The 12,600-nt window shown below is 59.4% G+C and carries 6 protein-coding genes; 2 read left to right on the plus strand and 4 right to left on the minus strand.

Annotation, left to right across the window (positions count from 1 at the left end; translation table 11 throughout):
- Positions 1–15: 15 nt before the first annotated feature.
- The 4 genes from ACODSD_RS04475 to gltB form a co-directional block, all read right to left on the minus strand.
- On the minus strand, positions 16–1,020 hold the full coding sequence (locus ACODSD_RS04475; RefSeq protein ID WP_488876866.1) for a 2Fe-2S iron-sulfur cluster-binding protein: 1,005 nt from the start codon (positions 1,018–1,020) through the stop codon (positions 16–18).
- A gap of 332 nt (positions 1,021–1,352) precedes the next feature.
- A complete protein-coding gene (locus ACODSD_RS04480) occupies positions 1,353–1,721 on the minus strand; it encodes a MarR family EPS-associated transcriptional regulator (protein WP_488876867.1) in 369 nt (122 codons plus the stop codon).
- 355 nt (positions 1,722–2,076) lie between these two features.
- Positions 2,077–3,489, minus strand: a complete 1,413-nt coding sequence (locus ACODSD_RS04485; RefSeq protein WP_488876868.1) for an FAD-dependent oxidoreductase — start codon at positions 3,487–3,489, stop codon at positions 2,077–2,079.
- 98 nt (positions 3,490–3,587) lie between these two features.
- Entirely contained in the window at positions 3,588–8,036 is a 4,449-nt protein-coding gene (gltB, locus tag ACODSD_RS04490; protein WP_488876869.1) for a glutamate synthase large subunit, read from the minus strand.
- 282 nt (positions 8,037–8,318) lie between these two features.
- On the opposite strand from gltB, the gene ACODSD_RS04495 reads away from it, so the two are divergent.
- Both ACODSD_RS04495 and ACODSD_RS04500 read left to right on the plus strand, forming a co-directional pair.
- Positions 8,319–9,839 (plus strand): phospholipase D-like domain-containing protein, encoded by a 1,521-nt coding sequence (locus ACODSD_RS04495; RefSeq protein ID WP_488876870.1) that lies wholly within the window; start codon positions 8,319–8,321, stop codon positions 9,837–9,839.
- A gap of 433 nt (positions 9,840–10,272) precedes the next feature.
- Positions 10,273–12,528, plus strand: coding sequence for an Orn/Lys/Arg family decarboxylase (locus ACODSD_RS04500; protein WP_488876871.1), 2,256 nt, complete (start codon positions 10,273–10,275; stop codon positions 12,526–12,528).
- Positions 12,529–12,600 lie beyond the last annotated feature (72 nt).

Below are 12,600 nucleotides of genomic sequence, written 5' to 3' on the forward strand. Positions count from 1 at the left end.
GCCCTTTCTATTCGATCAATTACTTGCCGAGCACACAAAGGCATCGGAGTAAAACCGCTTAGCTGGTAATCCAGCATCTGTAAGCATTTTTTTGGCGCCGTGGATCATTGCATCAGACCCACAAGCATAGAGTGCCACGTTACTCCAATCAGACACCAAATCAAGCACCACATTTTGGATGTAGCCTATTTTACCGGCCCAGCCTTCATGCACACGAGACAGCACAGGAATATAGTTGTGCTCTCCTGCAATATTGGACATATCCAGATAAAAATCGTTGAGTTTACGCCCACCCCATAGCACCGTCACAGAATTAGGCTTTCTTTCAATCGGCAAATATGTAATTGACTCCAGCATAGCCTTAACTGGAGCAATGCCCGTACCAGTAGCGAGGAAGTATATATCGATATCCGCGATATCTCTTAACAAAAAGGTACCAAGCGGGCCATTAAGACGCAGAAGATCCCCCACCTTAGCCTGATTGAACCAGTATTGGCTCAGCACCCCCCCATCAACCTCGCGAATATGGAGCTCTAGCAGTTTTTCAGAAAAATTGGAATTGGCTAACGAATAGCTACGCCGCACACCACCAGGACCAATCACATCAATATACTGCCCCGGAATGAATTCAAAGTTTGCTGCAGGAGGGAGACGTAACAAAACCTTGACAACATCTGTGGCAAGTCTTTCCAGGAGAAATATACGGCAAGGCAAGGTCTTGGGTACGGGAAAAGCAATACCACCTAGATCATCAACTTCAAGCTCGATATCTGATTGAGCAGATCGCGCACAAGTCAAAATCCACCCTTCTTCCAACTCCTCAGGAGTAAGACCTGCTTCATCCAGCAAAGGAAATGTTGAGCCACTCAGGACCTTTGCCTTGCAAGTACTACAACGGCCAGTTCGACAGCTATAGGGAAGTCTTAACCCGGAGGCCGTTGCAGCATCCAATAGTGAAGTATTTCCCTCAACTTGAAACTGACGCCCATCTACTAGTTTAGCGGTTGTCACAGCAGCCATTTACTCCACACTGACATTGACGTCGTAACCATTTATATTAATCAACATATACTTTTGCATATTTTCACACCATCCAAAATCTGAACTCCACGTACAATAGCCCCCCTCCGCGCCCCGGCAAGCTAAGATGTATATTTTCTGCGAATTCAACATTGGCACCTACTCCACAATAACCTTAAAACCAAACAATACCATCTCACTCTGATATAACAACCTAACTTCGCTCAAATAATTGCAGTCCGAATGGCCGCCAAATTTAGACAGAAAAGCCAGTTCGAGCAAGCAATCACAAACAAATACCTGAAACACAAAAAATAGTAGCCGCTACAATATTAACCATGTTTCTTGTGCACTTTAATCATTTGAATTTCGACTTCTGACTTAAGCACTTCAATTTCAGCCCTCAGCGCCTCATACTCCTCAATCTTGCGCTGCAAGAAACCATGCGCAATAGCAGCCTTTTCAGCAATACCACTTGGCGTAAGAATATAGACGTAACCAAATTTATTCTTTGAATGACCAAAGTTCTTCATTTTCACCAAGCCCTTTTCAATCAGAGCCTTCAGGCAATAATTCAGCCCACCTACACTGATGCCTAGTCTATCTGCCAGCTCTCGCTGAGTGAGGTCCGGATTTTCTTGCAGGATACGCATAACTCTAAAATAGGTATCTTCCTGCAATCTTGCTTGGCGGCTGGTCATACAATCTAGACGTCTATCCAATATGAAAAAAACAATTCCAAATACGCGCCCATCATATCCCACTCTAAAAAGGCAATTTTTGACACGTCGAAAGTATGTTCTGTAAGAACTTGAACATTGTACTCAATATCATACTAAGGAGGCTACATTATTAGAGCTCCCCCACAAAGAGTTGACACGGATCTAGGTTCATTGCTCATTACGAGCCTAATGGACGATCACAAGCAAACACAAGGCATAACGAAAATAGTCTGAAGCCGCACCCGTTGCCACAAGCGAATATCTCAATGATGTTCATAACACAACATTATCAATGCGCAGCAAATCATGTACTCTCAGTCACTACTTCCTGCGACTAAACATCTAGGTATCCCAACATCCCTTCCGCCGCCTGTCGCCCGTCAAATACTGCTCTAACCACCAAGTCTGCACCACGAACCATGTCACCACCGGCAAAGATCTCGGGGTTTCCAGTCTGGTATTTATATGCACCATGCGCAGCAGCAAGGACACGAGCATTGGGAGCGGTGGCGATGCCCTGCCTTTCCGCCCATGATGCTACTTCCACTTGGAAACCGAAAGCGATGATAACTTGGTCGCATTCTACGATTGCTTCACTACCGGGCACAATCTCGGCGATACGGCGGCCTTTGAGGTCGGGTTCGCCCAAGTTGGTTTCGACCAAAGTCACAGCTAGGGCTCCACCTATCGTCGCTTTGATGGAAACCGGCTGCCGATTCCACAAAAACTCTACACCTTCTTCGCGCGCGTTGGCGACCTCGCGCTTGGAGCCCGGCATATTCGCCTCATCTCGACGGTAGGCACAAATCACGCTTTTCGCGCCCTGGCGTATCGCGGTGCGATTGCAGTCCATCGCGGTATCCCCCCCACCCAACACCATGACGCGTTTGCCTTGCATCGTGATCGGCTCTTCGCCATCCGGCAGCGTGCCCAGTCCTTGGCGCACATTATTGATCAAGTAAGGCAGGGCTTCCAACACTCCGGGCAAATCCTCTCCAGGAAAGCCGCCCTTCATATACTTGTACGCGCCCATGCCCATGAAGATGGCGTCGTATTGTTCCAGCAACTCTTCTATCTGGATATCCTTGCCGATCTCGGTGTTGAGCACAAACTCCACCCCCATGCCCTCCATGATCTCGCGGCGGCGCTTGATCACGGATTTTTCCAGCTTGAACTCCGGAATGCCAAAGGTCAGCAGGCCGCCGATTTCCTCGTAGCGGTCAAACACCACCGCCTTGACGCCATTGCGCACCAATACGTCGGCACAGGCCAGGCCGGCCGGGCCGGCGCCGATTACTGCGACTTTCTTGTCCGTCCACACCACCTTGGACATATCCGGCCGCCAACCAGCTTTGAAGGCCTCGTCGGTAATGTATTTCTCGATGCTGCCGATGGAAACCGCCCCGAAGCCGCCCTGGTTCAGGGTGCACGCGCCTTCGCACAGACGGTCCTGCGGGCAGACCCGGCCGCAGATTTCCGGCAGGCTATTGGTTTTGTGCGACATTTCCGCCGCCTCGAACAGACGCCCCTCTTCCACCAACTTCAGCCAGTTGGGGATGTAGTTGTGCACCGGGCACTCCCATTCGCAGTACGGGTTGCCACAGGACAAGCAGCGGCCGGCCTGGTCGGCCGCGTCCACGCTGTGCAACGGCTGATAGATTTCTTTGAATTCGATCTTGCGCACCGTGGCGTCCACCTTGTCGCCGGGGTTGCGCGAAAGCTTCATGAATTGGAAAACATCGCTCATGGTTGTTTCCTGTCTTGCTGGGCCCGTCGCCCGCAGGCGCCCGGGTTTTGAATGAGGTATCGGCGGAACGGCGCCAGGGCCGCCCCGCTCTGCGCGTCTTAGTCCTTGAGCAGGCTGTCTAGCTTGGCCGCCTTGGGTTTGACCAGCCAGAAGTAATCGACGTAATCGTCGAAGTTCTCCAGCATCGCTTTGGCCGTCTCGGAACCGGTCAACTCAACGTGCTTGGCGATCTTTTCCAATAGATAGGCGCGATACATGCCCATGGCTTCGCCGTTGATCAGGTGGATGTCGATCAGCTCGTTGTTATAGCGATAAGCGAATTTCTCATTCGGGTCGTAGACGAAGGCGAAGCCGCCGGTCATGCCGGCGCCGAAGTTGTAGCCGGTTTCGCCCAGCACGATAACGCTGCCGCCGGTCATGTATTCGCAGCAATGGTCGCCGGCGCCTTCGATGACGGCCAGCGCGCCGGAGTTGCGCACGCCGAAACGCTCGCCCGCCACGCCCGCGGCGAACAACTGGCCGCCGGTAGCCCCGTACAGACAGGTATTGCCGATGATGATGGACTCGCCCGCCCGGTATCCCGCGTTCTTGGGCGGATAGATGGTCACCCGGCCGCCGGCCATGCCCTTGCCCACATAGTCGTTGGCGTCGCCTTCCAGTTCCAGATGCAGACCGGACGCGTTCCATACGCCGAAACTTTGCCCGGCGCTGCCGCTGAACTTGATCTTGAGACAGCCGAACGGCAGGCCCGCCGCGCCGTGCACGCGGGCGATCTCGCCGGACAGGCGCGCGCCGATGGAGCGGTGGGTATTCTCGATCGGATAGCTCAGCTCCAACATCTGTTTATTGTGGATGGCGGACAAGGCGTCCTGCAGAATGGCTTCCGCCAGCTCGCCCTTGTCGAAGGAGGGATTGCTGGCGCTGACGCAGAAACGCGGCTCGCTGTCCGGCACCCGGCCTTGCGACAGCAGCGGCGACAGGTCCAGCTTCTGCTGCTTGTCGGTGTCGCCGGCCGTCAGGCTCAGCAAGTCCATCCGGCCGATCAGTTGCTCCATATTGCGCACCCCCAGCTTGGCCATCCACTCGCGGGTTTCGCGCGCGATGAACAGGAAGTAGTTCATCACCATTTCCGGCAAGCCGGTGAAGTACTTGGAGCGCAGCTTGATTTCCTGAGTGGCCACGCCGGTGGCGCAGTTGTTCAGATGGCAGATGCGCAGGTATTTGCAACCCAACGCCACCATGGGGCCAGTGCCGAAGCCAAAGCTCTCCGCGCCCATCATCGCCGCCTTGATCACGTCCAGGCCGGTCTTCAAACCGCCGTCGGTCTGCACCCGCACCCGGCCGCGCAGGCCGTTGGCGCGCAGCACCTGCTGGGCTTCGGACAGGCCCAGCTCCCATGGGGAGCCGGCGTATTTGACCGAGGTCAGCGGCGAGGCGCCGGTGCCGCCGTCGTAGCCGGAGATGGTGATCAGGTCGGCGTAGGCCTTGGCCACGCCTGCGGCGATGGTGCCGACGCCGGGTTCGGCCACCAGCTTGACCGACACCAGCGCGGACGGGTTGACCTGCTTGAGATCGAAAATCAGCTGCGCCAGGTCTTCAATCGAGTAAATGTCATGGTGCGGCGGCGGCGAGATCAGGCTGATGCCTTCCTTGGCGTGGCGCAGCCGCGCAATCAGGCCGGACACCTTGTCCCCGGGCAGCTGGCCGCCCTCACCCGGCTTGGCGCCTTGCGCCACCTTGATCTGTAGCACTTCGGCATTGACCAGGTAATGCGGCGTGACGCCGAAGCGTCCCGAGGCCACCTGCTTGATCTTGGACATCTTCTCGGTGCCGTAGCGCGCGGCGTCTTCGCCGCCCTCGCCGGAGTTGGAACGGCCGCCCAGGCGGTTCATCGCGATCGCCAGCGCTTCATGCGCCTCAGGCGACAAGGCGCCGAGCGACATCCCCGCGGAATCGAAGCGCTTGAGGATGGCCTCCACCGGCTCCACTTCGTCGATGGAGATAGGCTCGCCCAGCGGCTGCACCTGCATCAGGTCGCGCAACATCGCCACCGGGCGCTGGTTCACCGCCTCGGCGTATTGCTGATAGGCCTGGTAATCGTCGTTCTGCACCGCTTTTTGCAGCAGGGTCACCACATCGGGGTTATAGGCGTGGTATTCCTCGCCGTGCACGTACTTGAGCAAGCCGCCCTGGGAGATCGGCCGCATCGGGTTGAAGGCGAAACGCGCCAGCTTGCGCTGATCGTCCTCGAAGTCGGCGAAACCCGCGCCGGACACCCGCGACACCGTGCCCTTCAGACACAACTCCACCACTTCCTCGTGTACGCCTACCGCTTCGAACAGCTGCGCGCCGCGATAGGAGGCGATGGTGGAAATGCCCATCTTGGACAACACTTTGAGCAAACCCTTGTTGATGCCCTTGCGATAGTGCTGCAAGGCTTCGTTGAGCTTGAGTTTGACCTCGCCGCTCTGCACCAGCTCGATGATGCTTTGATAAGCCAGATAGGGGTATACCGCGGTGGCGCCGTAGCCGATGATGCAGGCCATCTGGTGCGCGTCGCGCACCGTGCCGGTTTCCACCAGGATATTGGTCTTGCAGCGCAAGCCGCTGTCGATCAGCGCGTGGTGCACCGCGCCGGTGGCGAACAGCGCCGGGATGGGCAGGCGCTGAGGCGTCACATGGCGATCGGACAGCACCACGATGACCGTGCCCTCCTTGACCGCGTCCACGACATGCCGGGTCAGCGTCTCCAGCGCCTGGCGCAAGTCGGTTTCGCTGGGGTCGTAGCACAGGTCGAAGGTCGTCGCCTTCAGATAAGGCTCCGGCCGCGTGGTGACGCGGGTGAATTTCTCGTGCGACAGCACCGGGGAGCGCACTTCCAGCCGCTTGGCGTGCTCGGCGCTCTCCTCGAACATATTGCGTTCCGGTCCGAACACCGTGTTCAGCGACATCACCACCGCTTCGCGGATCGGATCGATAGGCGGGTTGGTCACCTGGGCGAATTGCTGGCGCAGATAGTCGAAGGGCGAGCGCACTTTCCGGCTCAGCACCGCCATCGGCGTATCGTCCCCCATCGAACCCACCGCCTCCTGGCCGTCCTCGGCCAACACGCGCAGGATTTGGTCTCGCTCTTCAAAGCTGATATTGAACAGCTTTTGCAAACGCGCCAGTTCGTCCTTGGACAAAGGCTCGACACCGGCGTCGTCCTCGATCGACAGCTCCAGGTATTTGGCGCTGTCCTTGATCCATTGCCGATACGGCTTGGCGCTCTTCAATTGGGCGTCGATTTCCTCCGGCAACAAGAGCTCGCCGGTGGCCAAATCCGCGGCGAACAGCTGACCCGGCTTGACCCGGCCCTTGCGCACCACATTTTCGGGCTGGTAGTCCCACACCCCCACTTCGGAGGCAATGGTCAGCACATTGTCCCGGGTCAGCACCCAGCGGGCCGGCCGCAGGCCGTTGCGGTCCAACATGCAGGCGGCGTAGCGGCCGTCGGTGAGCACGATGCCGGCCGGGCCGTCCCACGGCTCCATATGCATGGAGTTGAATTCATAAAAGGCGCGCAAGTCCTTGTCGGTGGAGTCGACGTTCTGCCAGGCCGGCGGCACCAGCAGACGCAGGGCGCGGAACAGCGGGATGCCGCCCATCAGCAGGCCTTCCAGCATATTGTCCAGCGACATCGAGTCGGAGCCATCGGTCTGCACGATGGGGCGCACCGCGTCCATGTCCAGATGCGGAGACGCCATGATGCGCTCGCGCGCGCGCGCCCAATGGCGGTTGCCCTGCACGGTGTTGATTTCGCCGTTGTGGGCAAGGAAACGGAAAGGCTGCGCCAGCTTCCACTGCGGCCAGGTATTGGTGGAGAAGCGCTGGTGGAATACGGCCAGGCTGGACTCGAAGCGGGGATCGTTCAAATCCAGGAAGAACTTGGATAGGTTCTCCGGCGTCACCAGGCCTTTGTAGGACAGAGTATGCGGCGACAAGGTCGGCAGATAAAAAAACGGGTCGTCCGCCTTATTGGCTTTCTCAGCCTGGCGACGACCCATGTACAAACGGCGCTGGAACATTAATTCATCCATGCCGAATGGACAGTTAACAAAGACCTGGACCATGGCGGGAAGCGAGGCCAAAGCCGCCTCCCCACAGGCGCTGTCGTCGGTGGGAACCTGTCGGAAACCTGACACCTCCAAACCCTGGGACTCCAGAAACTCGCGCAGGCGGCGCAAGCTGCGCTCTCCCTGTTCCGGATCGGGATGGTGGAACACCAGCCCGGCGGCGTACACTGGCTTCAGCGTCAATCCAGCCGCAGCGGCGACTTCGCGCAAAAAACCGTCCGGCTTGCGAAACAACAGGCCGCAGCCGTCGCCGGATTTGCCGTCGGCGGCCACCGCGCCGCGGTGGGTCAATTTGGCCAGCGAGGAGATGGCGGTTTCCACCAGCCAGTGACTGGGTTTGTCGTCAAGCTGGGCGATCAAGCCAAAACCGCAGCTATCCTGCTCGAAGTCCGGATGGTACAGGGTGCCCTGTAGCCAGCGTTGTCTGTCCATAGCTTTGTCCTGCTTATAATGTGAAACGAATGTTTCGATTCTAAGGGCAAGGAGCTTGACCCTGCAACCGGTTTTTGTGCACCGCATTAGACGATAAAAATCATCATGTTACAGTGATTTTTTTGATTTTTCGATGTCGAAAAATCGTGTTTTCACGGCGGATTAATTGTGATTTTGTGACGCGAACGTTCAATAAAACGACTGTCAAGCCGCCTTGTCAAGGACATCCAAAATGGCGATTTCAACCAAATTCAGTATATTGTCAAACAATAGCCAAATATAATGCCCATTCTGTCCCCCCACCCCGCCAATCAGGAGCTGATCCGTCACCTGGCCGAGCAGGCGTTTTCCCGCTCCGCCGGCGCCCCGCTGGTGGGCGGCAATCAGCTGGAACTGCTCTACGACAGCGTGGAGAACTTCCCGGCTTGGGAACAGGCCATCGCCGACAGCCGGGAATCGATCTTCATCGAGATGTATATCTTCGCCAAGGACGCGTTTGGCCTGCGCATACGGGATCTGCTGATTGAACGCGCGCGCGCCGGAGTGAAGGTCTGCCTGCTTTACGATTGGCTGGGCAGCTGGAAAACGCATCTGGGCAGTTTCTTCAAGCCCTTGCAGGCCGCGGGAGCGGAATTGCGCGCCTACAACCCGCCGTCTCTGACCGCCGGCCTCAGCATGCTGGGGCGCAATCATCGCAAGCTGATCGTGATCGACCGCCGGACCGTCTTCGTGTCCGGCCTGTGCATCAGCTCCAGCTGGGAAGGCCGTCCGGAGCGCGGCCAAGAGCCCTGGCGCGATACCGGCGTCAAATTCAGCGGACCGCTGGCGGCCGACGCGCTGGCGGCCTTCGCCGACAGCTGGGCCAGCTGCGGCGGCCCGCTGTCCGCGGAATGGCTGACGCCGCCGCCATTGGAAAACTGCGGCGCGGTGGCGGCGCGCCTGATCGCCACCACGCCCGCCACCGCGCAAATGATGCGGCTGGACTTGCTGATCGCCTGCTTCGCCCGACGCACCCTGTGGCTGACCGACGCCTACTTCATGGGCACCAGCATGTATCTGACCGCGCTGAAACAGGCCGCGCGCGACGGCGTCGACGTCCGCTTGCTGGTGCCGCGCTCCAGCGACATCGGCTGGATCGCCACGGTGTCGCGTACCCAGTACCGCCCGCTGCTGGAGGCCGGCGTGCGCGTCTTCGAATGGGACGGCCCGATGATCCACGCCAAAACCGCGGTGGCGGACGGCCGCTGGGCGCGCATCGGCTCCACCAACCTCAATCTGTCCAGCTGGCTGGCCAACCGCGAACTGGACGTGGCGGTGGAGGACCAGGCCTTGGCGGAAAAGCTGGCCGAGCGGTTCCTTCAGGATCTGGACCACGCCACCGAAGTGATCCTGGCCGGCCAGCGCCGCCGCCCGACGCTGACCAAGCCGCGGCCCAAGGACTATCACGGCCTGCTGCTGCCGCCGCATACCGCCGCCCTCAGCGGCGCCAGCGCCGCCGCGCGGCAAGCGGCGCGGATCGGCGACGCGCTGGGCGTGGTGGTGCGTGGCACCCGCAATGTCGACGCCAGCGAGGCGTCCGCCTTCCTGACCATAGGCATGGCGCTGCTGATCTTCGCCGGACTGATCGCCTTCTTCCCCTGGCTGGTGGCCGCGCCCTTGCTCTTTTTGCTGCTGCTCAGCGGCGGCGCCATCGTCGCCAAGGCTCTGGGCTTGTACTGGGCCAGGCGTGGCAAAAAACAACAGCCGCCGCCGGCCGCGCCGGCTGGCGAGCAAGATGGCTCGCCCCAGGACAAATTCGATTAAAAACAATCCGTTGACTTGGGCTGATGTCCCCAAGACATCGCCGCCGCATCGCGCCTGGCCGCCGTCAGGCGTTTTTTTCGCGGAAAAAATTTTGCTGCGCAACAACATGACAAGCAAAAGGTCTAAAATGCGCGCTTTCTTGGGATGTTCTCCAGGCCGGCAGACGTGCCGCCCGCGCAGACAGCACAGCGCGAGCCGACTACGGACCGCGGCGCAAAGCGCCCTGTTTTTATTCGCGCCTCAAGGCCAGCCTCCATGGCGGCGGCGGACCCCGGTCTGCCCGTGCGTACAGAACTGCGCCCCAACGCGCACCGAGTGACACCGCAAAGGGTTACAGGTGCCCGCGGCTTCGGCCCTCGCCCACGGCGAGCCGACGGCCCATCCGCGTCCCGCCCCCGCGCGTGTCCGAGTTAACAGCAACAAGGACTCAGGTATGCGTTTTCATTTCCCCATCGTGATCATCGACGAGGACTTCCGCTCGGAAAACACCAGCGGCTCCGGCATCCGCGAACTCGCCGCCGCTATGGAGGCGGAAGGCATGAGCGTGATCGGCTACACCAGCTACGGCGACCTGACTTCCTTCGCCCAGCAGCAAAGCCGCGCCGCCGGCTTCATCCTGTCGATAGACGACGAGGAATTCCACACCGAGGACGCGGCGCAGGAAGCGCTGGGCAAGCTCTACGGCTTCGTCGCGGAAATCCGCCGCCGCAATCCGGACATCCCGGTCTATCTATACGGCGAAACCCGCACCGCGCGCCACATTCCCAACGACATCCTGCGCGAGTTGCACGGCTTCATTCACATGCACGAGGACACGCCGGAGTTTGTCGCCCGCCACATCATCCGCGAGGCCAAGAGCTATCTGGACAGCCTGGCGCCGCCGTTTTTCCGCGCGCTGGTGGATTACGCCCACGACGGTTCCTACTCCTGGCACTGCCCCGGCCATTCCGGCGGCGTCGCCTTCCTGAAGAGCCCGGTGGGCCAGATGTTCCACCAGTTCTTTGGCGAAAACATGCTGCGCGCCGACGTCTGCAACGCGGTGGACGAACTGGGCCAGCTGCTGGACCACACCGGCCCCATCGCCGCTTCGGAACGCAATGCCGCGCGCATCTTCAACGCCGACCACCTGTTCTTCGTCACCAACGGCACCTCCACTTCCAACAAAATCGTCTGGCACAGCTGCGTGGCGGCCGGCGACATCGTGCTGGTGGACCGCAACTGCCACAAATCCAATCTGCACGCCATCATGATGACCGGCGCCATCCCGGTGTTCCTGATGCCGACGCGCAACCATTACGGCATCATCGGCCCGATTCCTAAGTCCGAATTCCAGCTCGACAACATCAAGAAGAAAATTCAGGCCAACCCCTTCGCCCGCGAAGCGCTGGCCAAAAACCCGCAAGCCAAGCCGCGCATCCTGACCCTGACCCAGTCCACCTACGACGGCATTATCTACAACGTGGAGGACATCAAGCATCTGCTGGACGGCGAGGTCGATACCCTGCACTTCGACGAAGCCTGGCTGCCGCACGCCGGCTTCCATGATTTCTACGGCGACTTCCACGCCATCGGCGAAGGCCGGCCGCGCTGCAAGGACAGCCTGATCTTCTCCACCCAGTCCACCCACAAACTGCTGGCCGGCATCAGCCAGGCCTCGCAGATCCTGGTGCAGGACCCGGAGCAACGCCAGTTGGACACCGCTTGGTTCAACGAAGCCTATCTGATGCACACGTCCACCAGCCCGCAGTACTCCATCATCGCCAGCTGCGATGTGGCGGCGGCGATGATGGAACAGCCGGGCGGACAGGCACTGGTGGAAGAATCGCTGGTGGAGGCGCTGGACTTCCGCCGCGCCATGCGCAAAGTGGACGAGGAATACGGCCGCGACTGGTGGTTCAGCGTCTGGGGACCGGACGATCTGTCCGACGACGGCATCTGCGACCCGGCCGAGTGGCAACTGCGCCCGAACGAGCGCTGGCACGGCTTCGTCGGCATTGAGGACGGCTTCAATATGCTGGACCCGATCAAGGCCACGGTGCTGACTCCGGGCCTGGATGTGGACGGCAGTTTCGAAGAGATGGGCATTCCCGCCGCCATCGTCACCAAGTATCTGACCGAACACGGCGTGGTGGTGGAAAAGACCGGGCTGTACAGCTTCTTCATCATGTTCACCATCGGCATCACCAAGGGCCGCTGGAACACGCTGATCTCCCTGCTGCAGCAATTCAAGGACGACTTCGACAAAAACCAGCCGATGTGGCGGGTGATGCCGGACTTCATCGCCCAGCACCCGCAATACGAGCGCGTCGGCCTGCGCGATCTGTGCCAGCGCATCCATCGGCTCTACAGCAAACACGATGTGGCCCGCATCACCACCGAGATCTATCTGTCGGAAATGGAGCCGGCGATGCGTCCGGCCGACGCCTTCGCCAAGATGGCCCACCGCGAGATCGAACGCGTGCCGGTGGAGCAGCTGGAAGGCCGCGTCACCGCGGTGCTGTTGACGCCCTACCCGCCGGGCATCCCGCTGCTGATTCCCGGCGAGCGCTTCAACAAGACCATCGTCGACTACCTGCGCTTCGCCCAAGACTTCAACCGCGAGCTGCCCGGCTTCGAAACCGATGTGCACGGGCTGGTGGCGACGGAACTGGACGGCCGCAGGGTCTACTGCGTCGACTGCGTGAAATGAGAAAGGGCGGCGGCGCTCCGCCGGCGCGCCGCCGCACAATTTCTACACAATAATCCTTAACACACCAGGCTG

Source organism: Chromobacterium sp. FG22 (assembly GCF_057809415.1).

Coding starts and splice junctions, on each gene's coding strand:
- ACODSD_RS04475 (WP_488876866.1), bottom strand. CDS start 1,020: ATGGCTGCTGTGACAACCGCTAAACTAGTAGATGGGCGTCAGTTTCAA.
- ACODSD_RS04480 (WP_488876867.1), bottom strand. CDS start 1,721: ATGACCAGCCGCCAAGCAAGATTGCAGGAAGATACCTATTTTAGAGTT.
- ACODSD_RS04485 (WP_488876868.1), bottom strand. CDS start 3,489: ATGAGCGATGTTTTCCAATTCATGAAGCTTTCGCGCAACCCCGGCGAC.
- gltB (WP_488876869.1), bottom strand. CDS start 8,036: ATGGACAGACAACGCTGGCTACAGGGCACCCTGTACCATCCGGACTTC.
- ACODSD_RS04495 (WP_488876870.1), top strand. CDS start 8,319: ATGCCCATTCTGTCCCCCCACCCCGCCAATCAGGAGCTGATCCGTCAC.
- ACODSD_RS04500 (WP_488876871.1), top strand. CDS start 10,273: ATGCGTTTTCATTTCCCCATCGTGATCATCGACGAGGACTTCCGCTCG.